General features: G+C 61.6%; 25 protein-coding genes and 2 riboswitches. Of the genes, 17 read left to right on the plus strand and 8 right to left on the minus strand.

Annotated elements, in window-relative coordinates; translation table 11 throughout:
* Positions 1 to 8: 8 nt before the first annotated feature.
* The 3 genes from chrA to D2V07_RS15775 form a co-directional block, all read right to left on the minus strand.
* Positions 9 to 1,403 carry a chromate efflux transporter gene (chrA, locus tag D2V07_RS15770; RefSeq protein ID WP_119587873.1) on the minus strand — a complete coding sequence of 465 codons (1,395 nt, stop codon included), beginning with the start codon at positions 1,401 to 1,403 and terminating at the stop codon, positions 9 to 11.
* A 307-nt stretch (positions 1,404 to 1,710) separates the two neighbouring features.
* Entirely contained in the window at positions 1,711 to 1,878 is a 168-nt protein-coding gene (locus tag D2V07_RS18610; protein ID WP_158586864.1) for a hypothetical protein, read from the minus strand.
* Positions 1,875 to 2,129, minus strand: coding sequence for a helix-turn-helix domain-containing protein (locus D2V07_RS15775; RefSeq protein WP_119587909.1), 255 nt, complete (start codon positions 2,127 to 2,129; stop codon positions 1,875 to 1,877). Before D2V07_RS15775 ends, D2V07_RS18610 begins: the two co-directional genes overlap by 4 nt.
* Positions 2,130 to 3,235: 1,106 nt before the next feature.
* Positions 3,236 to 3,467: riboswitch (cobalamin riboswitch) on the plus strand.
* 176 nt (positions 3,468 to 3,643) lie between these two features.
* Here D2V07_RS15775 and D2V07_RS15780 point away from each other — a divergent pair.
* The 4 genes from D2V07_RS15780 to D2V07_RS15795 all read left to right on the plus strand — a co-directional run bounded on the left by D2V07_RS15780 (position 3,644) and on the right by D2V07_RS15795 (position 7,807).
* Positions 3,644 to 5,575, plus strand: a complete 1,932-nt coding sequence (locus tag D2V07_RS15780; protein ID WP_037447551.1) for a TonB-dependent receptor plug domain-containing protein — start codon at positions 3,644 to 3,646, stop codon at positions 5,573 to 5,575.
* Positions 5,576 to 5,586: 11 nt separating this feature from the next.
* Complete coding sequence (locus D2V07_RS15785) at positions 5,587 to 6,141, plus strand: hypothetical protein (protein ID WP_051749615.1); 555 nt, start codon at positions 5,587 to 5,589, stop codon at positions 6,139 to 6,141.
* 1 nt (position 6,142) lies between these two features.
* Positions 6,143 to 7,072, plus strand: coding sequence for a cobalamin-binding protein (locus tag D2V07_RS15790; RefSeq protein ID WP_037447548.1), 930 nt, complete (start codon positions 6,143 to 6,145; stop codon positions 7,070 to 7,072).
* Between the two features lie 103 nt (positions 7,073 to 7,175).
* Positions 7,176 to 7,376: riboswitch (cobalamin riboswitch) on the plus strand.
* Positions 7,377 to 7,558: 182 nt separating this feature from the next.
* Complete coding sequence (locus D2V07_RS15795; RefSeq protein WP_119587874.1) at positions 7,559 to 7,807, plus strand: hypothetical protein; 249 nt, start codon at positions 7,559 to 7,561, stop codon at positions 7,805 to 7,807.
* 367 nt (positions 7,808 to 8,174) lie between these two features.
* On the opposite strand, the gene D2V07_RS15800 is transcribed toward D2V07_RS15795, so the two are convergent.
* The 3 genes from D2V07_RS15800 to pyk form a co-directional block, all read right to left on the minus strand.
* The gene (locus D2V07_RS15800) at positions 8,175 to 9,113 is read right to left on the minus strand and encodes a HEPN domain-containing protein (protein ID WP_119587875.1); all 939 of its coding nucleotides are present in this window, start codon (positions 9,111 to 9,113) and stop codon (positions 8,175 to 8,177) included.
* A 383-nt stretch (positions 9,114 to 9,496) separates the two neighbouring features.
* Positions 9,497 to 10,789 carry a tyrosine-type recombinase/integrase gene (locus D2V07_RS15805; protein ID WP_119587876.1) on the minus strand — a complete coding sequence of 431 codons (1,293 nt, stop codon included), beginning with the start codon at positions 10,787 to 10,789 and terminating at the stop codon, positions 9,497 to 9,499.
* 355 nt (positions 10,790 to 11,144) lie between these two features.
* Complete coding sequence (pyk, locus tag D2V07_RS15810) at positions 11,145 to 12,629, minus strand: pyruvate kinase (RefSeq protein ID WP_119587877.1); 1,485 nt, start codon at positions 12,627 to 12,629, stop codon at positions 11,145 to 11,147.
* A gap of 45 nt (positions 12,630 to 12,674) precedes the next feature.
* On the opposite strand from pyk, the gene D2V07_RS15815 reads away from it, so the two are divergent.
* The 10 genes from D2V07_RS15815 (at position 12,675) to D2V07_RS15860 (ending at position 18,996) form a co-directional block, all read left to right on the plus strand.
* Positions 12,675 to 12,992 (plus strand): DUF1244 domain-containing protein, encoded by a 318-nt coding sequence (locus D2V07_RS15815; protein WP_119587878.1) that lies wholly within the window; start codon positions 12,675 to 12,677, stop codon positions 12,990 to 12,992.
* 106 nt (positions 12,993 to 13,098) lie between these two features.
* Entirely contained in the window at positions 13,099 to 13,335 is a 237-nt protein-coding gene (locus tag D2V07_RS15820) for a DUF2312 domain-containing protein (protein WP_119587879.1), read from the plus strand.
* A 98-nt stretch (positions 13,336 to 13,433) separates the two neighbouring features.
* Positions 13,434 to 14,315, plus strand: a complete 882-nt coding sequence (locus D2V07_RS15825; protein ID WP_407641606.1) for an SDR family oxidoreductase — start codon at positions 13,434 to 13,436, stop codon at positions 14,313 to 14,315.
* A 79-nt stretch (positions 14,316 to 14,394) separates the two neighbouring features.
* Positions 14,395 to 15,141, plus strand: a complete 747-nt coding sequence (locus D2V07_RS15830; RefSeq protein ID WP_119587880.1) for a YebC/PmpR family DNA-binding transcriptional regulator — start codon at positions 14,395 to 14,397, stop codon at positions 15,139 to 15,141.
* 46 nt (positions 15,142 to 15,187) lie between these two features.
* The gene (ruvC, locus tag D2V07_RS15835; RefSeq protein WP_119587911.1) at positions 15,188 to 15,655 is read left to right on the plus strand and encodes a crossover junction endodeoxyribonuclease RuvC; all 468 of its coding nucleotides are present in this window, start codon (positions 15,188 to 15,190) and stop codon (positions 15,653 to 15,655) included.
* Positions 15,656 to 15,746: 91 nt separating this feature from the next.
* A complete protein-coding gene (locus D2V07_RS15840; RefSeq protein ID WP_119587881.1) occupies positions 15,747 to 16,088 on the plus strand; it encodes a hypothetical protein in 342 nt (113 codons plus the stop codon).
* Positions 16,089 to 16,144: 56 nt separating this feature from the next.
* Positions 16,145 to 16,444 (plus strand): antibiotic biosynthesis monooxygenase family protein, encoded by a 300-nt coding sequence (locus D2V07_RS15845; protein WP_119587882.1) that lies wholly within the window; start codon positions 16,145 to 16,147, stop codon positions 16,442 to 16,444.
* 177 nt (positions 16,445 to 16,621) lie between these two features.
* Positions 16,622 to 16,975, plus strand: a complete 354-nt coding sequence (locus D2V07_RS15850) for an ArsC family reductase (RefSeq protein ID WP_119587883.1) — start codon at positions 16,622 to 16,624, stop codon at positions 16,973 to 16,975.
* A gap of 21 nt (positions 16,976 to 16,996) precedes the next feature.
* Complete coding sequence (locus D2V07_RS15855) at positions 16,997 to 17,902, plus strand: FUSC family protein (RefSeq protein WP_119587884.1); 906 nt, start codon at positions 16,997 to 16,999, stop codon at positions 17,900 to 17,902.
* Positions 17,902 to 18,996, plus strand: coding sequence for a glycerophosphodiester phosphodiesterase (locus D2V07_RS15860; RefSeq protein ID WP_119587885.1), 1,095 nt, complete (start codon positions 17,902 to 17,904; stop codon positions 18,994 to 18,996). Before D2V07_RS15855 ends, D2V07_RS15860 begins: the two co-directional genes overlap by 1 nt.
* On the opposite strand, the gene ubiG is transcribed toward D2V07_RS15860, so the two are convergent.
* Positions 18,984 to 19,736 (minus strand): bifunctional 2-polyprenyl-6-hydroxyphenol methylase/3-demethylubiquinol 3-O-methyltransferase UbiG, encoded by a 753-nt coding sequence (gene ubiG / locus D2V07_RS15865; RefSeq protein ID WP_119587886.1) that lies wholly within the window; start codon positions 19,734 to 19,736, stop codon positions 18,984 to 18,986. The two genes, D2V07_RS15860 and ubiG, sit on opposite strands and share 13 nt — an antisense overlap.
* A gap of 58 nt (positions 19,737 to 19,794) precedes the next feature.
* Here ubiG and D2V07_RS15870 point away from each other — a divergent pair, with 58 nt between their 5' ends.
* Positions 19,795 to 21,075 carry an aspartate kinase gene (locus tag D2V07_RS15870; RefSeq protein ID WP_119587887.1) on the plus strand — a complete coding sequence of 427 codons (1,281 nt, stop codon included), beginning with the start codon at positions 19,795 to 19,797 and terminating at the stop codon, positions 21,073 to 21,075.
* 27 nt (positions 21,076 to 21,102) lie between these two features.
* Here D2V07_RS15870 and D2V07_RS15875 read toward each other — a convergent pair whose 3' ends face one another.
* Positions 21,103 to 22,071, minus strand: a complete 969-nt coding sequence (locus D2V07_RS15875; RefSeq protein ID WP_147367043.1) for a hypothetical protein — start codon at positions 22,069 to 22,071, stop codon at positions 21,103 to 21,105.
* Positions 22,072 to 22,265: 194 nt separating this feature from the next.
* Between D2V07_RS15875 and D2V07_RS15880 the strand changes: the two genes are divergently transcribed.
* On the plus strand, positions 22,266 to 23,285 hold the full coding sequence (locus D2V07_RS15880; RefSeq protein WP_119587889.1) for an NAD(P)H-dependent flavin oxidoreductase: 1,020 nt from the start codon (positions 22,266 to 22,268) through the stop codon (positions 23,283 to 23,285).
* A gap of 144 nt (positions 23,286 to 23,429) precedes the next feature.
* Positions 23,430 to 23,729, plus strand: coding sequence for a DUF4212 domain-containing protein (locus tag D2V07_RS15885; protein WP_119587890.1), 300 nt, complete (start codon positions 23,430 to 23,432; stop codon positions 23,727 to 23,729).
* The last annotated feature ends 1 nt before the right edge of the window (position 23,730 follow it).

Below are 23,730 nucleotides of genomic sequence, written 5' to 3' on the forward strand. Positions count from 1 at the left end.
ATGTGATTTCAGGTGCCAGCCATCATTGCGAGGTAATACAGCGACCCAATGAGTGCGCTCACGAAGAGAACGAGCAACATCCCGATCTTGAAGCGCAGCATGGCGATCAGGGCCGCAGCGGCAATGACGACGGAGGCGACGTCGATCGTGGCGAAGTCCGGCACGAGCAGGCGTGCGCCGTAACCTCGAACCTCGTCAAGCCGTGCGAAGGCAACGTGCAGCGCAAACCAGATGGCAAGGTTTAGGATCACACCGACGACTGCTGCCGTCACCGCCGAAAGCGCCGCTGTCAGAAGCTTCACGCCGCGCAGTTTTTCGATAAATGGCGCACCAAGGAAAATCCATAGGAAGCACGGCACGAACGTGACCCACGTGACGATGACCGAAGCCGCGATGCCCGAAGCCACCGGGCCTAACATGTCTGCTTCGCGATATCCCCCCATGAACCCCACGAATTGGACGACCTGGATCAGTGGACCCGGCGTGGTCTCCGCCATGCCCAACCCATCGAGCATTTCACCGGGGGCAAGCCAGCCATGCGTCTGCACGGCTTCCTGCGCCATATAGGCCAGCACGGCATACGCGCCCCCGAATGTCACGACCGCGAGCTTGGAGAAGAAAACCGCCAGTTCCGTGAACACGTGATTTGGGCCAACAAGAAGGATCAGCGCAATTATGGGAGCTGCCCAGATGCTGCCCCAGATCAAGGCCGTGCGGACTGCTCCGCGCCATGTAGGCTGCGCTTTCGCCATACCGCCTGTATGAAGCACGGCTTCCGGCTCGCTCTCCCCGTCCTCGGTCGTTTCACGGGCGCGAATGACCAGAAACCGTGCAGGATCGAAATGCCCTCCAAGAAAACCGACCAACGCGGCGGCCGCGATAATCAGCGGGAAAGGTGCATCGAATGCGAATATCGCCACGAAGGCTGCGGCGGCAATCAGATACATGGGCCAAGTTTTCAATGCCCTTTTCCCGATGCGCAGCAGGGCCTCGATGACTATGGCGAGCACCGCCGCCTTAATGCCGAAGAAAATCGCCTGGACGAAGCTGGCCTCCTGAAAACTGGCATAGAGCACGCTAAGCGCCATAATGCTGAGGAAGCCGGGAAGGACGAACAGGCATCCTGCGACGAGGCCACCGCGAACGCCGTGGAGCAACCAGCCAATATAGGTGGCAAGCTGCATGGCTTCCGGTCCGGGCAGGAGCATGCAGTAATTGAGCGCATGCAGGAACCGGTTCTCCCCGATCCAGCGCTTTTCATCGACTAGAATGCGGTGCATCACCGCGATCTGGCCCGCTGGTCCACCAAAGCTCAACACGGCCACGCGCGCCCAGACACGCACCCCTTCGGAAAACGGGATCGGAGTTTGTTCTACGGAACCTGAATTAGCGGGAGAATTCATCAACGCGTCCTTCGCACACAGCTCATCGAGCCGGACTTGGGCGCATTGCCTTACCGGGCGCCGGAATAAGTGCCCGAAGTCAAACTGCTAGATCATTGATCTGGTGTTGTCAAAAGCCTTACGCGAACAGTCTGCCTTGCACTTGGAGAATGTCGGCTTTCGAGATCGGCATTTGTATCTCCGATTTCCGAATTGAGGGCACGAAGCCGCCCTCAGCTACTACCTAGTCCAGTGGCAGGTTTCAGGATCGCGACGAGACCGATCAAATGTCCAATATGAGGGCGCGTAGCTGCCATAGCCAGAGAGCCTAGGATCGCTGCGAAAGCGCAATCACCAATCTGGCGGCCAGCGCTTCTTCTGCGTTTGCACGCCGCGCTTTGATCTTCGAGACCAGCTGACGTTTGGAATGATCTGGCATGCTCACGATTGCGGCAAGCACCACAGCTTTCAGCAAGTCAGGATGCGCCGTAATCATATAGCGGTCCCCGGTACCTGATCGGCAGGACGACGTAGCCGCTCAACCAGCGAGCGCAGGCTGGCTGTGAGCACGAGGGTTGCGCTCCCCATCTTGATGATCTCGATCTCGTCTCTGGAAATGAGCACATAGAGTGTGCTGCGTCCGATCCCGAGATAGCGACAGGCTTCGGGTACGCGCATGGCGATCGGTTCGATGGCCTGGGGCCCGCATTGCTCGCAAGGATGCTCTGTCGTGCTCGCAGATGGCATAGCCGTCGATCCTTTCATCTTTCGGGTGATGACGGACCGACCTTGGGAAGCATGGAGGGAACAGGCCGGCCCGCCATCAGCACTGAGTATCGATCGATTAGGGCACCCTGCGCCACATGACGTTCCTACGCCGCAGCTGTCGTTCTTTCGCCGCAGCGCAGAGGCGTGGGGGCAAGCACTCCAGTCAAATGCACCGATGCTCATCGGGACGGCGAAGGACGTCCGGGCGAAAGCGGGTTACCGAACGAAAACAGCGCAGAACGCCAAGCGCCGTCGCCAATCTGTTTGATAGCAAAGAACTTTTTGAAATGAGCGCCGCAGGGGCAATATGGGTGCCGTCGCATATTACTGAACGAAACCAACCACCTGCGCCCCGACCGACGGCGGCGCTTTTATCTCGCCCTCATTTTCTTTCTTCAAATCAGACGCTTACGGACAAATACCCCACGCCGATTACGCCTGCAAGCGGAGTGCATCGCGACTGTATCCGGCGCTGCCAGCGACCTGCAGTGATAGCGTTGCGAGTGTGCTTCTGATTAGCAACCAAGCTGCAAAGTTTCTGTAGCGGCAGTGTCTAAGAGCGTCGCTAAATGATGCAACGCCAAGGCAGCGCAACGACGCGATCATCGCACACCAAGCGCCAGATATTCGGATTACGAGCGCACACGGGATACTCGACGATTGGTTGCAGCCACGCTCGTGGACGGCCTATGTGTCAGCTTCTGGGTCAATAATGTTGACGCTTTAATGTCGTGGTTTAGGGTGGGTGTGCGACGGTCGGCTTTTAGGCCGCGCATTCAATATAGAGGACATTGAACCGGCGACGAAGTTGGACCGTATGCGATCTGTCCGGCTTGCGCATTAGAAACTAAAATGCTGCCGTACGGCTTCCGACACCATTCGCGATATTTAAGAAAGGGTTGAGAATCGATCTCAGACGAAAGCGAAAGCTGGTGCCAATCCAAAGGTCGACGGATCAACATCTGGGCATTTCAGTTGGTGACCTAAACAGATACGATGGATTAAGTTCACCTACCCCCTAAAACGGCGACCATCGTCTTGCTGCGTTGCTCTGGAACTGAGCGCTTGCCGCTCATTCGACCAAAGTCTATGAGACGAGCGTCGGCAGAATCAAATGTCGATAAAGCGTGCCGGTAACGGGAACGCAGTGAGGTCTCGATAGGCCAATTCTGCGGCTGTCCCTGCAACTGTAAGCGGCGAGCGCGTAACATGGGTGGGGTTGGCTCCACAACCACTGGGCGGCAATTGTCGTCTGGGAAGGTATGTTTCGTGCGACAACCCGTGAGCCAGGAGACCGACCGGCGCGTGTCGCTCTTGCCGGGCTCATGGGATTGGCCAGGCGCGAAACGAATTTCGTCCGGGCGACGAGTAGCGGTTGGAGCCGCATCGGCAGGACTGCCGGGGGATGCACGCGTCCGTCCCTAGCAGTCTCGTCGACCGCACTCGTGCGGACGCTCCGGCCAAGTCGCCCGGCGCCCCGGAAATTCGTTCTCATGAAATACATTCACCTGTCGCTTCTGTCTTCCGTGCTTCTGCCGGCTCCATCGCTCGCTCAGACCATCGATCCCGCTGCCGATCCAGAGACATCCAACACCTCGATCGTCGTCACCGGGAACCGCGCCACCGATCCCATGCCGCTCGACCGGATCGGCGGATCGGTCACCGTCCTCGACGAGCAAATCCTCGACCGGAGGCAAGTCCGCGAGGTGTCCGACGTGCTCCGCGACGTCCCAGGGGTCGCGGTCGGACGGGTTCCCGGTCAGACACAGCTTCGGTTGCGCGGTGCTGAAGCCAACCATACGCTCGTCCTCGTTGACGGGATCGAGGTGTCGGATCCCTATGCCGGCGAGTTCGATTTCGGAACGCTTATCGCCGACGAGGCTTCGCGGATCGAGGTGCTGCGCGGACAGCAGAGCGCGATCTACGGGTCGGACGCGATCGGCGGCGTCATCCAGTACATCACTCTCGACGGCCGCGATGCGCCCGGGGCGGTCGCGCGGATCGAAGCCGGTTCGTTCGGCATGGTGAACGGTGCTGCCCGGATCGCTGGATATAGTGGCGATCTCGACTACGCGCTGTCCGCCACACTCAATACCACCGATGGCACGCCAGGCGCCCGGAACGGCACGCGCGATCTTGCGAACGACAGTGGTGCGGTCTCGCTGAAGACGACGTTCGCGCCATCAACCAATGCACGCCTCACTGGTGTATTACGCTACGCGCGCACCAATGCCGAATTCAACGACAGCGATTCCGATCCGGGAAGTCCGACCTTCGGATTCCAGGTCGATAGCCCCGGCAACCGCTTCGAGAACGAGGCTATCTATGTGCTCATCAGGGGCGAGCTAGACTTGCTCGACGATCGCTGGACCCAAGCGTTTTCGGCCCAGATCGCGGATACCCGGCGCGACGGTTTCGCTTCGACTGGACGCAGCTATGGCAGCGAGGGCCAGAGGTTGAAAGGGTCCTACGATACGACGTTGCGTATCGAGGCTGGCGGTCTGACCCACCGGGTCACGGCGGCTCTCGATGTCGAACGCGAACGCTTCCGTAACACCGATCCGACCGGCTTCGCATTCACCGGTCGCCGACAGATCGACAATGTCGGTCTCGTCGGCCAGTATGCGATCGATCTCGGAGACCGAGCGAGCGCGTCCGCATCCATCCGCAGGGACTGGAACGACCAGTTCGCCGATACAACCACGTACAGGCTTCAGGCGAGCTATCGGATCGCTGCGGCTACGCGAGTGCGCGGGGCCGTCGGATCGGGGGTGAAGAACCCCTCGTTCTACGAACTATATGGGTTCGTGGACGGCCGTTTCATCGGCAATCCCGACCTCAGGCCCGAGAAGTCGAGCGGATGGGAGATCGGGATCGACCAGTCGCTGTTCGGTGAGCGCGCTTCAATCGGGGTCACCTATTTCGAGAGCGAACTGGACGAAGAGATCTTCACTTCTTTTCCGCCCCCGAACTTCGTCGCCAGCCCTGGCAATCGCGATACCGTATCCAAGAGAAACGGCGTCGAAGTGTTCGGCGAGGCGCGCTTCGCGGAAGCTTGGCGCGTCAATGGAGCCTACACCTATCTGCGTTCCCACGAGGATGGCGCGCGCGAAGTGCGGCGGCCCTCCCATACCGCCAGCCTGGCTGTCGACTGGCGCGCTCCCAAGGATGCCGGAGGGGTCACGCTCGTTGCGCGCTACAATGGAGAGACGATCGACAGCGCTTTCATCGATCCCTCGTTCGTGCCGGTTCGCGTGCAACTGGACGACTACTTTCTGCTGAACGTCAACGCCGACGTGAGGGTGATGGATAATGTCGAGCTGTTCGGCCGAGTCGAGAATTTGACGGCCGCCGATTACGAGGATGTCTTCAGTTTCGCGACGCCCGGACGCTCGTTCGCCATTGGCGCGCGCGCGCGTTTCTAAGGAGAATTTCGATGACGGATGAAATGATAGCAAAGTCCGACATTGCGAGGTTCGCATGGCCTGTCACACTTGCCTTGGCGACGGTGGGCGGATCGCTGGTTGCCGCCTGCATGATGCCGTTCGTGGCTGTTACGATCGTGACCGCCGCGACCATGCGCCGCTCGCTCGCGTTAACGACGATCCTCGCGATCTGGGCGACCAACCAGTTGCTGGGGTTCACCGTCCTCGGCTACCCGCACACGGGATATGCGTTCGCCTGGGGCGGTGCGCTGGGCATCGCATCTATTCTCGCCATGCTCGCCGGTGCCATCATCATGGGAGAACAAAACGAGCTGAGCACCCTTCGGACATTTGGCGCCTTTCTGATCGGCTTCGCTGTTTACGAGGCTGCGCTATTCGGGTTTGCTTTGGTGGTAGGCGGGACAGAGACTTTCACGATGGCGATCGTGGGACAGATCTTCGCGAACGATGCATTATGGTTCGCAGGACTGTTGTTGGCGTCCTGGCTCCTCGCCAGAGCCGCTCCCACGCTATTCGGACCTTCTCCGCGAATACGGTTCGCCTGACATGGCGCAGCCGCGCATCGTGTCCCTCCTGCCGAGCGCGACCGAAATCGCCGTCGCACTCGGATTGGGAGAGAGCCTCGTCGGTCGCTCGCACGAATGCGATTATCCGCTTTTCGTAAAGGCATTGCCGGTCGTCACGTCGACCAGACTCGAGAAAGGACTGACGTCGCGGCAGATCGACGACCGGATCCAGGAAATCGTGAGGCAAGGACTGTCGGTATACGAAGTCGATACCGCGCTTCTGCGGGACTTGCGGCCCGACCTCATCTTGACCCAATCGCAATGCGCGGTCTGCGCGGTCACCCCTGCCGATCTGGAAGAAGCACTCGGCGACTGGATCGGAACCGCCCCGACGCTGCTGTCGCTGGCACCCGATACATTGGAAGATGTATGGAGCGATTTCGCTAAGGTCGCCGAAGCGGCGGGAATTCCCGAGCGTGCATCATCGGTCGTCGGTGACTTGAAGGAGCGGATGTCAGGGCTATCCCGAAGTAGCGCGGAGAGGATGGATCGCCCGCGTGTCGCCGCGATCGAATGGATCGATCCGCTGATGGCCGCAGGAAACTGGGTACCCGAACTAATCGAGGCGGCCGGCGGTCACCCATTGTTCGCGCGAGCCGGAGAACATTCCTCGTGGCTGAATTGGGACGACTTGATTGCCGCCGATCCCGATCTGATCGTTGCGATGCCCTGCGGATATCTGTTGCCACAAACGCTCGCCGATCTGGGGTCGCTCGTCGACCACTTCGGTTGGAAAGACCTTACCGCGGTTCGCAAAGGGAAGGTCTTTGCCGTTGATGGCCACCATCTTTTCAATCGTCCTGGCCCACGACTCGTCGAGTCGGCTGAACTGATCGCGCAGTTGGTTGGGGCGACGCCAACACAGGCATTGGAGATGGGACGGGATTGGATCTCCATCGATGGGGTTTGACGATGTTTTTCGCGCTATTCGACGCGAAACGAGCGCATCAGCCCTTGTTTTCAAAGCTGCGTACCGATACTCAAAATCAGCTGCATGCAAAGTTGCGCGCATTCAGCTTCAAGTTCGCACCGGTAACGGGAACACAGTGAGGCCCTCCAAGGTCAAATCTGCGGCTGTCCCTGCAACTGTAAGCGGCGAGCGAGAAATACTGGCGGGTCACTCCGCAACCACTGGACTGATTGTTTGGTTCGGGAAGGTGTATTTCAAGTGATGACCCGCGAGCCAGGAGACCGACCGGAGCGAGTCGCTCTTGCCTGATTCATGGGATTGGTCGGGCGCGGAATCATTTTCGTCGGAGCGACGATAAGCGGCTTGGATTGCTCCGAGCACGCCCGGTCGGCGTATCGCGTCCGTTGACCAGGCTGCTCGGCCGAGGTCCGGAGATCCAAGCCACTATATCGGCGTGAAGCGCTCAGAGCCCACGGAGAAAATACCATGTTCAAAACTAAAACGAAGGTTCTGGCACTCTCGGCTGCAATCGCATTTGGCTCTTCTGCCGCGGTTGCTCAGCAAACGGATATCGGGCCATTTCTACCCGAAGTGGGACAGGCCATAGCTGCGGCCGAGCAAGGTGCGCAAAACATCTGTGCTTCGAATGGCGGTCTGGCATCTTTCAACGTCATTCGCATAATCCAGAACGCCGGTTATTTCGCGGCGCAATTTGAGTATTCATGCAACGGTTGATTCTCAGGCCACTTCGCATTGAATGAGAACGATGAACGGCGCTGGCTTAAACCCGGCGCCGTTTTCGACTGCGGTTCGCGACCGCCCTTTTGTCGACCGCTGACATTCTGAATTTTTCGCGACGATTTGTTGTGTCTCGGAGAGTGTAGCGCGTAGCTGCCGCTATACGATCAACTGTTTTTGGGCGTTCAGATCTCGTACCAGAATGGCTGGGATTGAGGCGCGTTACCAACGACAACCGGTTCTTCATGAACGACCGCTTTTGGCGATAGGTCGAATGCGCTGCTACCACCGAAATGGGGTCGATAGCCGAAGGTCTGCTTCCGGCAAGCCAGATCGATAAGCTGCCGGCCAATCAAATCGGCGTCTACTGCTTATCCGGGCACGATTTGGCATCGGCTTGAAGCTTTTCGAGGCGTTCTGTGCATACATCGTGGACGACGCGACCCAGCTCTTCGACTTGCTCACCGAGCCAATCGAGTTCTTCCTTGTTGATGCGGTAGTGCTTCGAGTAGCGCGCCTTCACGTAAGCTTCCTTGAGCTTCTCGAAGCGTGCGCGATCACGCTTCGTTTCACGCGGCCAGACGTAAGTAAGACGCGGGTCGATCCGTTCAGCCTGGGTGCGCAGGAATGCAAGATTGTGGTTATGCGGCGTATAGAAGGTGCAAACGAGCAGAACGCAGTGATAAAGGCGCTCAGCCGCTTGGTGCAGTTCAAACGCTGCTTTCTTGTTCCAGCCTCTTTTCGTGGCCTCGTTCCCCTGGATGAGAAACTGCTCGGCTGACGGCATCCACTCGTCAAAATACTCCTGAGCCATCGCCAGCGCCTGTTCCAGCGTCTTCGGCTTGGGCGTATGCAGGTCGGTGTCGTCGGATTGGTAGAGCGCAACCCCGTCCTCCTTCACATCCATGAAGAAGTAGCGCCCATGTGCCAGCCCGTTATTCACCTCTTGCAGGGTATGCACGATAAAATTGACCGGCGTCTGGAGCGTACCGGTAACGCCATATTCGCGCATTAGCCGGTCATCGAGCTTCGCCCAGTACTTCACCCTGTCAGTGAGTCGCTTGTCGTTGACGATGATCAGAAGATCAAAGTCGGAGCGGTATCCCTTGGCCGTGTGAGGCTCGTCGACCCAGGTCCCGCGAGCATAGCTGCCGTAAAGAATGACCTTAAGTATCCGCCCGGCCTTCTTCCACTCATGCTTAGCGAGCGCGAAGGCATCGTCGAATTCTTCGAAGATAAGCTGCACGACGCGCTCGATCTCGCGCTGCTTTTGCGGGGGAAGATGATCGAGGTCGGTCTTCATCGTTTAATCTCTAGCAAGCAGCCGCGAAGCTTGCACCTGCCGAGTGCATAAGGCGCGCAGTGACGGCGCACCCCAAAGCGCTGAGGAGCCGCGCGCCGCTGTGCCTAGTGTTAGCAACAATCCGAGAAGGATTGTCGTTAGCATTGTTAAGGGATGCTGGAGCCAAGCATTTCTGCGGGTTTGAGGCCTGTTTCGGTTCCTGATAGTCCGAGCTTTGGGTTCCTGATAGTCCGTGAATCCCGGTTCCTGATAGTCCGAACAGACCACAGGCTTATCCACAAGGCCCATCCCCATTTCTGGAGACGGGCTTTGATTTGGAGCGCTATCCACGAGCTACCGCAGTTTTTCAATCTGACTTTTGGGCAATCTTAGCCAAGTAGGCGTCATGCAACTGCACGCAAAGCTGCCAGTGTGCGCGCTTGCTTGATCTCCCGCACGCTCCGCAACTCGCCACCGTCCAATAGTCGCGCAATCTCTGCCGCCACTTGATCCGCCGCGATGATGAGCGCGGTATCCAGGTGCACATAGCGCTGGGTTACGCCGCGCGGGGCGTGACCGAGTAGGCCCGAGATGGTCAGTTCACTGAAACCTTGCGCCGCTGCCATGCTGGCAAAGCTGTGGCGCAGGGTGTGCGGTGTCACTTTGTCCAGGCCTGCACGCGCGCAGACTCGGCCCAGCACCCGAACGACGCCTACGAAATGCCCATCGCCCCAATCCGCCGGGAAGATGAAGGGCGAATGACTGGACAAAGCCTGAGCCTCCAGCACGTGCATTGCTGAGTCTCCGGCCACGCGGATCTGCGGACCGGACTTGGTATCCGGAAAACGGACGAGATTGTCGTCGGGCTGAACCCATGCCTTGTGCATTGCCAGCACTTCCATGCGGCGAAAACCGGTGAGAAGCATGACGCGGATCGCAGCGAGGCCGGCCGGGTGTTCGCCCTCGCGTTCCATCTGCGTCATCACCTTGCCAAGGTGACGGATTTCGCCAGCGCTCAGATATCGCTTCACCTTCTGCGAGGCCATGATGCGCACGCCTGTTGCCGGACTAACCTCAATAATGCCGAGGCGGCGGGCGTGATTGAGTAGAGCGCGAAGCGTGCTGATGGCGCGGGCAGCAACGCCTGAGCCGCCAGCCGTTTGCCCACCTCGGCTTGTGCGCCTCGCTCGGGCGGTTCGACCAGCCGCAATATCACCTTGCAAGCGTTCAATATCTGCCAATTTCAATTGGCTGACCACGCGATTGCCGATCAGCGGCTTAATGTGGAGTTCAATACGGCTTCGATCACCTGCGACCGATGACGCCTTGATGGGGCGGCGGTTTCGTCCGATCAGCCGACCGGCTTCGGCCTCGGCAAGATACCAATCGCAAACTGCTGCGATTGTCAGCCCCGTACGGACCGAGTGCCGTTCGGCGGATGGGTCGGCCCCGTCGATCACAGCGGCGAGCTTCTTTTGGGCGAGGTCGCGGGCTTGCTCGACAGTCAGAACACCATATTGGCCTATAACACAGCGACGGGTCCTCGCCTCTTGGTTTCGATATTGGATGATAAATGTTTTGGTGCCGCTGGGTTTAACGCGAACGCCAAAACCGCGCAGTTCGCTGTCCCAAAGAAAGGTGTCGCGCTCTCGGTTGGATTTGAGCGCCTCGACGGTGCGTTTAGTTAGTCTGGTCATGCGATTTGTCCTTGATTTGAGTTGTCATTCCTTTCGAAGTTGCTCCTGCGCTCCGGTGGCCCACGCGCTTGATATTTGCTTCCCCACACAGGTGCAGCATGGCCGGGGAAGCAGGGGGGAAGCAGTAGGAGGGAAACCGCCGGAAATCGCAGCGTACCAATGGGGACTCGATGTGAGAAACAAGCAATTGATATTGCCTGGAATATCGTAGATTTTACTGAATACGAAAACGATAGCGAAAATGCCGAGAGGCAGTTGCCAAGGTTGGGGTCGGGCGTTCGAATCGCCTCGCCCGCTCCATTTTCCTTCCGAATACCTGCCTGACGAGCGCACAGCATTTGGCTGTGCGCGTCGCCTAGCCCTCGTAATTCTCCAGTTCGTCACCCTGCACGTTCACCACGTGGACGAGGTTCGTCGCGCCGGCCTGACCGAAGGGAACGCCGGCCAGCATGGCGAGGCGCGTGCCTTCCTCGGCGAAGCCGTGGCGCAGGGCCATGCGCTTGCCCTTGGCGATCATCTCTTCGAAGCTGCCGATGTCCTTGGTTGCCACCGGGTGACCGCCCCACAGCAGGGCTACGCGGCGGGCGACTTCCATCGACGGGGTCAGCACCATCAGCGGCACGGCGGGGCGTTCGCGCGCCACGCGCCGGGCGCTGCTGCCGGAGAAGGTGAACACGGCGATCGCGCTGATGTTCACGGTGTCTGCAATGGTCATGCAGGCGTGGCTGAGGGCGTCGGCCAGCGTGGGATCGGGCGGGGTGTCCAGCATGCGCACGCGCTGCTTGTAGGCATCGTCCTTTTCCACCTGCCGGCCGATGGCGTCCATCATCAGCACCGCTTCCTCGGGCCAGTCGCCGGCAGCGGTCTCGGCGCTCAGCATGACGCAGTCGGCACCGTCGTAGACCGCGTTCGCCACGTCCGACACCTCGGCGCGGGTGGGGGCCGGGCTTTCGATCATGCTTTCCAGCATCTGCGTGGCCACGATCACCGGCTTGCCGGTAAGGCGCGTGGCGTTGACGATCTTCTTCTGCAGCGGCGGGACTTCCTGCGGCTCCAGCTCCACGCCAAGGTCGCCGCGCGCCACCATGATGCCGTCGGCCTGCGCGATGATCTCGTCGAGGCGGCGCACCGCTTGCGGTTTCTCGATCTTGGCGCACAGCGCGCCGCGCCGCTCGCCATCGGGGCCTTCCATCAGCTTGCGCGCCTCGATCAAATCGTCGGGTCGCTGCACGAAGGACAGGCCGATCCAGTCGACGCCCTGTTCCATGGCAAAGGCGAGGTCGCGCTTATCCTTTTCGGTAAGGGCGGGAATTGGAATTTCCGCATCGGGCACGTTCACGCCCTTGCGGTCGGAGATCACGCCGCCGACCTCGGCCTTGCACACGATCTCGCCGTTGCTGACCGATTTTACCTTCAGGCGAATCTTGCCGTCGTTCACCAGCAGGCGCTGGCCTTCCTCCACCACGTGGAAGATTTCCGGGTGCGGCAATTCCACGCGCGTCTCGTCGCCCGGTTCGCCCACCCGGTCGAAGGTGAAGGTGCCGCCGTGCGGAATGATGGCGCGGCCATCCTTGAACGTGCCCACGCGCAGCTTCGGCCCCTGCAGGTCGGCCAGAATGGCGATGGGACGGTAGAATTCCTTTTCCAATTGGCGGATGTTGGCGATGGTGCGCGCGTGCATTGCATGCTCGCCATGGCTCATGTTGACGCGGAAGGCGTCCGCACCTGCCTGGAACAGCCGCCGCAGCATATCGATATCGCTGCAAGCAGGACCGGTGGTGGCGAGAATCTTGACCTTGCGCCCGCGCGGGCCAAGTTTTCGTGTATCGAGCGTTTCCATGGCCCCCGCCTATGGCACTCTCGCATGACAAGACAAGGATATATGATGAGCACTGCGCAAGATCCCCTCGACCAGTTGCCCGATGCGGTCGCCGCCGCTGCCTTCCGACGGCTGGTGCGCCATCTGCGGCACCGCCACGATGCGCAGAATATCGACCTGATGGGCCTCTCCGGCTTCTGCCGCAATTGCCTGGCCGACTGGATTCGCGACGCCGGGTACGAGGGCGACAAGGCCGCCGCGCGCGAACTGATCCACGGCATGCCGATGGACGAATGGAAGGCGACCCGCCAGACCGAGGCGACGCCAGAGCAGCTCGACCGGATGGCCGCCAGCGTGGAAAAGAACCGCGCGGACCTGCGCTAACGCGCGTGCTGTGCACAAATCGGTCCACAGGGCGCGCTTGCACCCGTGAACGGCTGCGCTAATCAGCGCGCCAACCGATTCTCATATACTACCGGAGCAACACCCCATGGCCGAAGCCACCGACGACCGCCTGCGCCTGCTGATCGAGCGTATCGAACGCCTCGAGGAAGAGAAAAAGGGCATCGCCGACGACATCCGCGACGTTTATGCCGAGGCCAAGGCCGTGGGCTACGACGTGAAGATCATGCGCCAGATCGTGCGCCTGCGGAAGATGGACGCGAACGACCGCAGCGAGCAGGAAATGATCCTCGATACCTACAAGGCCGCGCTGGGCATGGCCTGATAGGGGACGGTTGGAGCCTTCCGGGCGACGACGCGCGGAACGGCGCGTCGGACAGGGCCGTTGATTCTGCAAATAGCCAATTTGCAGGAAAACACCCCATGACCGACACGCTCGACAAGACCCAGGACGCCACCTTCATCAAGCCCATCGCCGAGGAGCCGGACATGCCCGGCCATGAAAGCGCGCTGGATCGCAAGCCCGAATGGCAGCCGCGCTATCCCGGCTCGGGCCGGATGAAGGGCAAGGTTGCCATCATCACCGGGGCCGATAGCGGAATCGGCCGCGCCACTGCCGTGCTTTTCGCGCGCGAAGGGGCGAAGGTCGCCATCGCCTATCTCGAAGAAGACGACGACGCTGCCAAGACGAAGGAACTGTGCGAGCAGGAAGGCAGCGAGGCCATCACCTTCCGCTGCGACCTTGGTCGCAAGGAAGATGCCGGGAAGCTGGTGGAAAAGACCCTCGATGCTTTCGGGCAGATCGACAGCCTGATCCAGATCGCGGGCGAGCAGCACCCCGATTATGACATCACCGACATCACGCCCGAGCAGCTACAGCGCACGTTCCAGTCCAACATCTATTCGATGTTCTACGTGGCGCAGGCCGCCCGCCCGCACCTGAAGCGTGGGGCGACCATCGTGAACTGCACCAGCATCACCATGTACCAGGGCGCGCCTATCCTGCTGGATTACTCCGCCACAAAGGGAGCGATCACGGCCTTCACCCGCTCGCTGAGCGGCCAGCTGATCGACGACGGCATCCGCGTGAACGCAGTCGCGCCCGGTCCGATCTGGACCCCGCTGAACCCCTGCGGCGGCATGCCGGAAGAGGAAATGGACGACTGGGGCACCGACACGCCGATGGGTCGCGCAGGCGAACCCAACGAAGTCGCCCCGGCCTTCCTGTTCCTGGCCTGCGAAGATTCTTCCTACATGGCCGGACAGGTGCTGCACCCGAACGGCGGCACCGTCGTCGGCAGCTGAGGCGACAGACATTGTTGAAGGATGAGCGGGGCTGGGCTAGGCCCCGCTTTCATTTTCAGCACCCCTTAGAAGAACCATCATGGCAGGCCATTCCAAATTCAAGAACATCATGCACCGCAAGGGTGCGCAGGACAAAAAGCGTTCCAACCTGTTTTCAAAGCTTTCCCGCGAAATCACCGTCGCGGCGAAGATGGGCATGCCCGATCCGGACATGAACCCGCGCCTGCGCCTGGCGGTGAACGCGGCCAAGGCCCAGTCGATGCCCAAGGACAACATCCAGCGCGCGATCGACAAGGCTTCTGCCAGCGACGGCGAGAATTACGAGGAAGTGCGCTACGAGGGCTATGGCCCCGGCGGCAGCGCGATCATCGTGGAAGCGCTGACGGATAACCGTAACCGCACCGCCACCTCTATCCGCACGGCTTTTTCCAAGCACGGCGGTAACCTTGGCACCGAAGGCAGCGTGGTCCACGGGTTCGAACGCCTTGGCCTGATCGTCTATCCCGCCGACGCGGGCGACGAGGAAAAGGTTCTGGAAGCCGCGCTGGAAGCCGGCGCGGAAGACATCACCTCCACCGAGGACGGCCACGAAATCTGGACTGCGGCAGACGACCTGCACCAGGTCGCCAGCGATCTGGAAAAGGCGCTGGGCGAGGCCGAGACCGTGAAGCTTGCATGGAAGCCCAATCTCACCGTCGACATGGATGAGAAGAACGCCTCTACCCTCTTGAAGCTGATCGACGTGCTGGATGATGACGACGACGTGCAGACCGTGTGGGGCAACTACGACATCTCCGACGATGTGATGGAGAAGGTGGGCGGGTGAGCGCGCCCCTGCGAATGGACTTCCCCCATTCGGATGACGCGGTGTGGTGACCATCATCCTCGGCCTCGATCCTTCGCTCAGTTGCACCGGCTGGGGCGTGATCCGGGTCGAGGGGAGCCGCATATCCCATGTCGCCAACGGCCAGATAGCCACCTCCGCGCGGGCGACCATGCCCGACCGTCTGGCAGCCCTGCACGCCGGGATCGCCCAGGTCATCGCCCGCCACCGCCCGGATCGCGGGGCGGCGGAGGAGGTGTTCGCCAACAAGAACCCGCAATCCACGCTCAAGCTGGCGCAGGCGCGCGGCGCGGTGCTAGCGGCCTGCGGAGCATCTGGCCTGGAGGTGCGCGAACACGCGGCCCGGCTGGTGAAGAAGGCTGTTGTCGGCACGGGCGGCGCCGACAAGCACCAGGTCCAGGCGATGCTGCGCGTGCTGTTGCCGGGCGCGGAGCCGGAAGGGGCCGATGCGGCGGACGCGCTGGCCGTAGCCATCGCGGACGCGAACCTGGGCTGACAGCAAAACAAATTGGAACAAGCACTTGCACACTTCGTAGATGGGTATCCGGGCGCGAGGACGGCGCTGGCCTGATCTAAGGAGATTTGAAATGCGCAAGACCTTACCCGCCCTGATCGCCGCCACGCTGTGCGTCAGCGGCTGCACCACCGGCGTCGGCGGTAATCCGCTTGGCGGCCTGCTGGGCGGCATCCTTGGCGGCAACGGCTACAACGAGCGTAACCTGAGCGACTTCGAACGCGCAGCAGTGAACGCCTGCGGCCAGGAAGCCCAGCGTTACACCCGTGACCGCGTTCGCGTGGAGCGGGTGGACCAGATTACCCGCGACAGCGTGCGGGTGGACGGGCGCATCGAAACACGCGACCGTAGCCGCGACGAATTCACCTGCACCTTTGCCAGCAACGGGCGCATCGCGGATTTCCGCGTACTCTGACGATTGGAGCAACCAAGGTGGTTTGATTCAGGGGGCGGTGTGGCTAACTGCGCCCCATGTATCTGGTGGTCTTCCGCAACCGCAAACGCGCCGATATCGACACCGCCGCCTACGATCTGCAGGCGGAGGAGATGGAGGTCATGGCGCGTGCGCAGCCGGGCTACCTTTCCTTCAAGAGCTATGTTGCAGAGGATGGCGAGGTAGTGGCGCTGTCCGAATGGACCGACGAGGCCAGCGCCCGCGCGTGGGGCCGGGTGGCCGAGCACGCTGCCGCACAGGCCGAGGGCCGGGCGCGCTGGTATGCCGAATACACCATGTTCGGCTGCGACCGCCCCCGCACCCATCGCTTTCCCTGACGCTTTCCTACTCGCACCTGTTCGCCCACCCCGGCGGCATGAAAGGTCCTGTCGCAAACCTGTCCGAAACACGCGCTATCCGGGGATGCGGCGCAGCCCCTGCTGACAGCGCGAACCTTTTCGCTCTAGGACAGTGTTCCATGTGTTCCAGGTTAGTTGGAAAGAGGCACCCAAGGCATGACGATCCATCTCTACGGCATTCCGGGCTGCGATACCGTGAAGAAGGCCCGGCGCTGGCTTGATTCGCAAGGGATCGACTACGCCTTCCACGACTACAAGAAAGAAGGCGCGGATGCCGGTAATCTCGGCCGCTGGGCGGACCGGGTCAGCTGGGAAGTGCTGCTCAACCGGCGCGGAACGACCTGGCGCAAGCTGGATGAAGCGCGCAAGGACGGGATCGACCGGGACAGGGCGCTCGCGCTGATGGCTGAGAATCCCAGCATGATAAAGCGCCCGGTGGTGGAAACCGACGACGGCGATCGCATACTGGTGGGCTTCACCCAGAGCGAATGGGAAAATGTCCTATGCTGATCGTATGATGCTGACCGTGCCATGCTGAGCCGCCTGCAGCAGAACTGGCAGCGCGCCTTTCGCGAGTCGCTGGAATCGGCGCTGGCGGCGGGTATTGCCTGGTGGATCGGCACGCTGGTGTTCGGGCCAGAGCATACCCCGCTGTTCGCCGCCGTTGCCGCCGTCGTCAGCCTTGCGCCGGGCCTGCCCAGCCATTCGCGCCAGGCACTGGGCCTGCTGTTGGGCGTGGTCGTGGGCATCGTGATCGGCGAGATCGCACTGGCGGGTGCAGAGGGCGCACATCCGGCAGTGCTGGCGCTAGCCGTGTTCGTCTCGATCATGCTGGCCATCGCATTCGAAGTGCAGCCCATCATCGGTATCCAGGCGGGCGTTTCCACCGTCATCGTACTGGTGGAGGGGCAGGGCCAGAACAGCTACGCCCGCGTGCTCGATGCGCTGATCGGAGGCGGCGTGGCGCTGGCTTTCAGCCAGGTGCTTCTCACGCCCGACCCCTTCCGTATCATGCGCAAGGCAGGTGAAAAGTTTGCGAAGGCGGCAGACGGGCTGCGCGACGAGCTGTGCCGGTGCCGGGAAGGCGAGACCGGCAGGGACGATGTGGAGAGCGCGCTTCGCACGATGGACCGCTCTGCCATGTCGCTAGACGAGCAGCTCGAATACGTGGGCCGGGTTGCCGACCGGACACTCCGCGGACGTCTGCACAAGCCGCGGATCGAGGCGCGTGCCGGGCAGTGGCGCGAATGTTCGAAGCGTATTCGCCTTTCTCTCAGTGATGTTGCTCACTCCATGCTGGCAAAAGAGGGCGACGAAAGCGATGGCTCAAAGCTGGACGAGGCTGCGCGCTGGCTGGAAGCGGGGCAATCGCTTTCGCGAGGGAACGACGAGGCTTTCCGTTCGGTCGCGAAAGTCGAGGACGAGGGGCTACGGTAATGATCGGCAGAACCATTGTTGCGGCGATAGCGCTTGCGTGCGCAAGCCTGATAAGCGGCCTGGTCCCGTCGACGGCCTTAGCGCAGGAGGATGGAATGCTGATCATCGCCCATCGCGGCGCGAGCGGGGAACGGCCCGAGCATACACTGGCAGCATACGAACTCGCCATCGATCAGGGTGCCGATTACATCGAACCAGACCTTGTCGCGACGAAAGACGGCGTACTGGTCGCTCGGCACGAGAACGAGATCTCGGGCACGACCGATGTGGCAGAGCGCGCCGAGTTCGCCGACCGCCGGACCACGAAGGTGATCGACGGGCAAGAGGTGAGCGGCTGGTTCACCGAGGACTTCACCCTTGCCGAACTGCGCACCCTGCGCGCCCGCGAGCGGCTGCCGGAGATCAGGCCGCAGAATACGGCCTATGACGGGCTCTACCAGGTGCCCACGCTGTCGGAGATTATCCAGCTGGCCCGCGCAAAGGAGAGCGAAACGGGCCGCGCGATCGGCCTCTATCCCGAGATCAAGCATCCCACCTACTTCGCCGGGATCGGGCACGACCTTGCTGCCATGCTAGTCGAGCAACTTCATGCCGCCGGGTACGAGGGAGAGAGTGCGCCGGTTTACATCCAGAGTTTCGAAGTCGAGCCGCTGCGTCGGCTCTCGGCCATGACCGGCATCAGGCTGGTGCAACTGATTGCTGCCGAGGGAGGGCCCGCCGACGATCCCTCGATAAGCTATGCGGACATGCTGACGCCCGAGGGCATGGAGAAGGTTGCTCGTTATGCTGTGGGTATCGGTGTTGCGGTGCCGCTGCTGCTTGACGAACAGGGCGAGCCCACTGGCGTGGTGGCTCGCGCAAGGGCCGCCGGACTGACCGTAGACGCTTGGACGCTCCGGCCCGAAAACCCCTTCCTCCCGCAAATGCTACAGATGGGGGAAGTGCCGGAAGCCACCGGATGCGACGACCTGCTGTTCGCTATGCTGCAGCGTGCCGGCGTCGATGGCGTCTTCGCGGACAGCCCGCGCCGGGCTACGGCCTTTCGCGAAGGCACGCGACACTGCGCGCGCACCCTTCCCGCTCAGGACCGGTGACGCGCCGTGACGATGTAGTTGAGCGCAAGGTCGTCCGTCAGGTGGAGGCCCTTGCCCACGGAGAAGCCGATACCCCTGGGCTCGGCCATGGCGAGTCCGGCGTCGGAAAGCAGGGCTTCCAGTTCCTCGGGCGTGACGAAGTCTTCCCAGTGGTGCGTACCCTTGGGCACAGCGCCCAAGGCTTCTGCCGCGCCGACCAGCAGGGTGCGGCTCTTCAGCGTGCGGTTGGGGGTGGAAAGCACCATCAGCCCTCCGGGTGCCAGGTGCGCGGCAAGCTGGGCGATGAAGGCCTGCTTGTCCTCGACATGCTCGATCACTTCCATGGAGGTGACGAGATCGAAATGGCCAAGACCCAGCGTGCCTATTTCGCCGTGGCGATAGTCGATGGGCAGTCCCGCGCCCGCTGCGTGGTTGCTCGCCGCGGCAATGTTCTCTTCCGCCGCATCGACGCCGGTCACTTCCGCGCCCAGCCGGGCCAGCGGTTCGCACAGCAGCCCAGCGCCGCAGCCGACATCCAGCGCGCGCCTGTTCGCCAGCGGTTTGGCGCTCTCTACGTCGCCGCCCCAATGCATGTCGACAGCCTCGCGGATGAAGCCCAGCCGCACGGGGTTCAGCCTGTGCAACATGGCGGAGCTTCCCGCCGGGTTCCACCAGTCGGCAGCCAGCTTGCCGAAGTGTTCGGCTTCCTCTGGCCTGATCGTGGCCGAGTTGGTTGCATTCGATACAGTTGCGTCGGACATTCACCCTCACTAACAGCGCGCGCAAGGTTAAACCAGACAAACGCATGAAGGACGTGACTTGGCCCGCATCGTAATGAAATTCGGCGGCACTTCGGTGGCCGGGACCGAGCGCATTCGTCGCGTCGCCAATATCGTGCGCGCGCAGGCCGCAGGCGGCAACGAGGTTGCCGTGGTGGTTTCCGCCATGGCGGGCGAGACGGACCGGCTGGTGAATTTCTGCCGCGAGGCCAATCCGCTGTACGATCCGGCCGAGTACGACGTGGTCGTTTCCAGCGGCGAACAGGTGACCAGCGGGCTGCTGGCGCTGACGCTTCAGGCGATGGGCTGCAAGGCGCGCAGCTGGCTGGGCTGGCAGCTGCCGGTCAAGACCTTCTCCGCCCATGCCAATGCCCGCGTGGGAGAGATCCACGCGGAACGGCTGGCCGAGTCCATGGCCGAGGGCGAGATCGCCATCATCCCCGGCTTCCAGGGCGTATCTGATCTCCAGCGCATCACCACCATGGGGCGCGGCGGGTCCGACACCTCTGCCGTGGCCATTGCTGCTGCCGTGAATGCCGACCGCTGCGATATCTATACCGACGTGGACGGGGTCTACACCACCGACCCGCGCATCGTCGCCCGGGCGCGCAAGATCCCTTACGTTTCCTATGAGGAAATGCTCGAACTGGCCTCGGTTGGCGCGAAGGTGCTGCAGACCCGTTCGGTCAGCCTCGCCATGAAACACAACGTGCGCGTGCAGGTGCTATCGTCTTTCGTGGAAGACGGTTCCCCGCCAGCCGATACCCTGCCCGGCACAATGATTGTCTCCGAGGAGGAGATGCAAAAAATCCTGGAGGACACCAATATGGAACGCCAGTCCGTCACCGGCATCGCGCACGACAAGAACGAAGCCCGCGTGGTGCTGACGCGCGTGCCCGACAAGCCGGGCGCGGTTGCCGATATCTTCACCCCGCTGGGAGAGGCGGGCATCAATGTCGACATGATCATCCAGAACGTGGGCCGCGACAAGGGCGAGACCGACGTGACCTTCACCGTGCCGCAGGCGGAACTCGCCCGTGCGCAGGCGTTGCTGGAAGACAAGCGCGAGAAGATCGGCTTCAACCGCATCATCACCGACAGTAAGGTGGCAAAGATTTCGGTCGTGGGCATGGGCATGAAGAGCCATGCCGGCGTGGCTGCCACCATGTTCCAGTCGCTGGCCGATCGCGGCATCAACGTGCAGGCGATCTCGACTTCGGAAATCAAGGTGTCCGTGCTGATCGACGAAGATGAAACCGAACTTGCCGTGCGCGTACTGCACACCGCCTATGGCCTCGACGGGGAGGACGCGGCGGCCTGATTTCAGATCAGACCGCCGCAGCCGTCACTACTTTCCGTTGCCGGCGAACTGTACGACGAAAACCGAGCATACATCGACATTGCGCTGCTCCAGGTCGCGCCCGTCTGCCAGTCGAGCCCTGAAATCGAAGCGGCAGGCACCTGATCCGTCATCCACGGTGACGTTCCAGTCCTGCCCGTTCGCGAGAATGCCGGAACCAAGCTTGTCATCGCCCCAACCGTCAGCGCCGACGTTGGACCAGTAAAGGTACGTGATTGTCTGGCCGGTGCGGTTCTGGATGGAGATGTCGCGGTTGTTTCCATCGCCTGTGCTGCGCACCGCCGTATCACGCACCACGTCCTCAAGCTGCACGGTGAAGAGGTTGTACACGTTCCCCAGGTTGCTTGTCTCCAGCTCGAAGGTCTCGCAACTTACCCCGTTGCGGCGAGAGAGCGTAGCACTCGTCTGGTCGGTCAGATCATAATCGGAATGAACGGTCTCTCCGCGCGAATTGCGGATCACGAAATCGAGATCGGTATCGCCATCGCCGCTGACCCTGACAATCACCTGAAGTGAGCAGATGGACAGGTCCACCCGGTGGGTGGAGTTGGCATCGACGCGGTAGCTGTCGGTATCGATCGGGTTGCCGCTATCGGTCCGAATGTTTTCCAGGCTCACATCGAGCAGGTTCCAGACATTGCCGAGGTTGGTCGTGCGCAACTCGAAATTCTCGCACCCGCTTCTGGCCTGTCGCTGCAGCGTGGCGCTGCTCTGATCGGTCAGGCCGTAGTCGGAATGGACAATGTCGCCGCGAACGTTGCGGATCACGAAATCAAGATCGGTATCGCCGTCCCCGCTCAGCACCACGCGCACTTCCGGATTGCAGATGGTCAGGTCCGTCGTGTGGGTGGCGTTGGCATCGATCCGGAAAGAATCGCTCTGCGCCTGCGCTGTCAGCGGCATTGCCGCCAGCCCCACCACGCCGCAAACCGCGGCCACGAAATGTCGAAAATTCATTCTTGCCCCCTTGGCTTACCCCGCACCGCGAGAGACTCGCGGCGGTTGCATTGCTGTTTGTTATTGCGGGCATTGCGTGCAGGCAATCGCATAGAAACGCGCCGCGACCCGATAACCGATATTGTAATGGACCAAGCCCGGTTTGGTACGCGCCGCGCTTGTCGACGCGGTGCACTGCCCCTAAGGACCACGCCATGAGCAGCTATCCCAAGACGTCCGCGCTGATGGCGCGTGGCAGCGAATTTCTCGGCAGCGAGCATGCCATCATGTGCGGCGCGATGAGCTGGGTGTCGGAGCGCAATCTCGTCTCTGCCATCAGCAATGCCGGCGGCTTTGGCGTGATCGCCTGTGGAGCGATGACGCCCGAACTGCTCGACAGCGAGATCGCCGAGACGAAGAAGCTGACCGGCAAGCCCTTCGGTGTGAACCTGATTACCATGCACCCCGACCTGTTCGACCTGATCGACGTGTGCGCCCGCCACGAGGTCGGCCACGTGGTGCTGGCGGGCGGCCTGCCGCCCAAGGGCAGTGTGGATGCGATCAAGCAGAAGGGCGCGAAACTGATCGCCTTCGCCCCGATGCTGGCGCTGGGCAAGAAGCTGCTGCGTTCGGGCGCGGACGCGCTGGTAATCGAGGGGATGGAGGCAGGCGGCCACATCGGCCCTGTTTCCACCAGCGTGCTGGCGCAGGAAATCCTGCCCGAGCTGGCAGCCGAAAACCTCGTCTTCGTGGCGGGCGGCATTGGCCGCGGTGACATGATCGCAGGCTACCTGGAAATGGGCGCGGCCGGCGTGCAGCTTGGCACTCGCTTCGCCTGCGCCACGGAAAGCATCGCGCACCCCGATTTCAAGAAGGCCTTCTTCCGCGCCAGTGCCCGCGACGCTGTCGCATCGGTGCAGGTCGATGCGCGCCTGCCGGTGATCCCGGTGCGCGCGCTGAAGAACAAGGGTACCGAGGAATTCACCGCCAAGCAGCGCGAAGTCGCCGCCGTGCTCGACCGCGAGGAAATCGCGATGGCCGAGGCGCAGTTGCAGATCGAGCACTACTGGGCTGGCGCGCTGCGCCGTGCGGTGATCGATGGCGACGTGGAAAATGGCTCGCTGATGGCAGGCCAGTCGGTCGGCATGGTGAAGGCGGAGGAGCCGGTGGCCGATATCATCGCCGGACTGATGCAGGAAAGCGAAGCCGCGCTGACGCTGCGCAACAGGGTCTGAAACGGGCCCGGCGGATTGCAGCCTCCCGTCGGAACCCCTTATCATCGTGCATTAGACTAATGTCGCGGTCGCGCTGCTGCGATGCGCCACCTAGCCTGCATGGGAAGATGTCCGAAAAGCGGACGTCGAACTCCGGGGGAGGCTATGGAAAACGAACAAAAAGGCCAGGAGACGCGCGCCGAGGACGGTGAAACCAGTGCGGCGGAAAACGCCTACTGGCACGAGAACGTGCGCCTGCTTGTGGTGCTCATGATCATCTGGTTCATCGCATCTTTCGGTTGCGGGATCCTGCTGCGCGACTGGCTGGACCAGTTCAGCATCGCTGGTTACCCGCTCGGCTTCTGGTTCGCCCAGCAAGGCTCGATCTACGTCTTCATGGCGCTCATTCTCTTCTACGTCCTGCGGATGCGGAAGATCGAGCGCAAGTACGATCTCGACGATTGAG

Origin of the sequence: Aurantiacibacter zhengii (assembly GCF_003584125.1) — a bacterium.
In the GTDB taxonomy this organism is placed as follows: domain Bacteria; phylum Pseudomonadota; class Alphaproteobacteria; order Sphingomonadales; family Sphingomonadaceae; genus Alteraurantiacibacter; species Alteraurantiacibacter zhengii.

Bases quoted from the DNA above. Each gene is read 5' to 3' on its own strand.
- chrA (WP_119587873.1), bottom strand. From the start codon at position 1,403: ATGAATTCTCCCGCTAATTCAGGTTCCGTAGAACAAACTCCGATCCCG.
- D2V07_RS18610 (WP_158586864.1), bottom strand. From the start codon at position 1,878: ATGATTACGGCGCATCCTGACTTGCTGAAAGCTGTGGTGCTTGCCGCA.
- D2V07_RS15775 (WP_119587909.1), bottom strand. From the start codon at position 2,129: ATGCCATCTGCGAGCACGACAGAGCATCCTTGCGAGCAATGCGGGCCC.
- D2V07_RS15780 (WP_037447551.1), top strand. From the start codon at position 3,644: ATGAAATACATTCACCTGTCGCTTCTGTCTTCCGTGCTTCTGCCGGCT.
- D2V07_RS15785 (WP_051749615.1), top strand. From the start codon at position 5,587: ATGACGGATGAAATGATAGCAAAGTCCGACATTGCGAGGTTCGCATGG.
- D2V07_RS15790 (WP_037447548.1), top strand. From the start codon at position 6,143: ATGGCGCAGCCGCGCATCGTGTCCCTCCTGCCGAGCGCGACCGAAATC.
- D2V07_RS15795 (WP_119587874.1), top strand. From the start codon at position 7,559: ATGTTCAAAACTAAAACGAAGGTTCTGGCACTCTCGGCTGCAATCGCA.
- D2V07_RS15800 (WP_119587875.1), bottom strand. From the start codon at position 9,113: ATGAAGACCGACCTCGATCATCTTCCCCCGCAAAAGCAGCGCGAGATC.
- D2V07_RS15805 (WP_119587876.1), bottom strand. From the start codon at position 10,789: ATGACCAGACTAACTAAACGCACCGTCGAGGCGCTCAAATCCAACCGA.
- pyk (WP_119587877.1), bottom strand. From the start codon at position 12,629: ATGGAAACGCTCGATACACGAAAACTTGGCCCGCGCGGGCGCAAGGTC.
- D2V07_RS15815 (WP_119587878.1), top strand. From the start codon at position 12,675: ATGAGCACTGCGCAAGATCCCCTCGACCAGTTGCCCGATGCGGTCGCC.
- D2V07_RS15820 (WP_119587879.1), top strand. From the start codon at position 13,099: ATGGCCGAAGCCACCGACGACCGCCTGCGCCTGCTGATCGAGCGTATC.
- D2V07_RS15825 (WP_407641606.1), top strand. From the start codon at position 13,434: ATGACCGACACGCTCGACAAGACCCAGGACGCCACCTTCATCAAGCCC.
- D2V07_RS15830 (WP_119587880.1), top strand. From the start codon at position 14,395: ATGGCAGGCCATTCCAAATTCAAGAACATCATGCACCGCAAGGGTGCG.
- D2V07_RS15840 (WP_119587881.1), top strand. From the start codon at position 15,747: ATGCGCAAGACCTTACCCGCCCTGATCGCCGCCACGCTGTGCGTCAGC.
- D2V07_RS15845 (WP_119587882.1), top strand. From the start codon at position 16,145: ATGTATCTGGTGGTCTTCCGCAACCGCAAACGCGCCGATATCGACACC.
- D2V07_RS15850 (WP_119587883.1), top strand. From the start codon at position 16,622: ATGACGATCCATCTCTACGGCATTCCGGGCTGCGATACCGTGAAGAAG.
- D2V07_RS15855 (WP_119587884.1), top strand. From the start codon at position 16,997: ATGCTGAGCCGCCTGCAGCAGAACTGGCAGCGCGCCTTTCGCGAGTCG.
- D2V07_RS15860 (WP_119587885.1), top strand. From the start codon at position 17,902: ATGATCGGCAGAACCATTGTTGCGGCGATAGCGCTTGCGTGCGCAAGC.
- ubiG (WP_119587886.1), bottom strand. From the start codon at position 19,736: ATGTCCGACGCAACTGTATCGAATGCAACCAACTCGGCCACGATCAGG.
- D2V07_RS15875 (WP_147367043.1), bottom strand. From the start codon at position 22,071: ATGAATTTTCGACATTTCGTGGCCGCGGTTTGCGGCGTGGTGGGGCTG.
- D2V07_RS15880 (WP_119587889.1), top strand. From the start codon at position 22,266: ATGAGCAGCTATCCCAAGACGTCCGCGCTGATGGCGCGTGGCAGCGAA.
- D2V07_RS15885 (WP_119587890.1), top strand. From the start codon at position 23,430: ATGGAAAACGAACAAAAAGGCCAGGAGACGCGCGCCGAGGACGGTGAA.